Genomic DNA, 326 nt, shown 5'->3' on the forward strand with positions numbered 1-326 from the left:
GGCTTCATCCGCCGCGACTACCTGCGCGTGGCCGAGGTGCACTTCGAGGCCGGTTACGTTCCGCCCGACCGCGACGTGCACGAGTTCGCCCGCGCCCTGCGCTCGGTCGGCGAGCCGATCTTCGGCATGGACGCGACGCGCATCTCGATGGGGCGGCTCCTCGCGTATCTCTTCGAGGTGACCGAAAAGTTCGGCATGGAGACGCGGACCGAGCTCATCCTGCTGCAGCGCACCATGGTCGTGGTGGAGGGCGTCGCCCGCTCGCTCGACCCGCGGATGAACATCTGGGAGGTCGCGCGCCCCGTGGTCGAGGACTACATCCAGGA

1 pseudogene is annotated in these 326 nt (G+C 68.4%); it reads left to right on the plus strand.

Features of this window, described 5'->3' with window-relative positions:
* Positions 1–326 (plus strand): annotated as a pseudogene (locus tag DRV84_RS15320) (2-polyprenylphenol 6-hydroxylase); the annotation flags it as partial.

It is taken from the genome of Rhodosalinus sediminis (assembly GCF_003385555.1).
Taxonomy (GTDB): domain Bacteria; phylum Pseudomonadota; class Alphaproteobacteria; order Rhodobacterales; family Rhodobacteraceae; genus Rhodosalinus; species Rhodosalinus sediminis.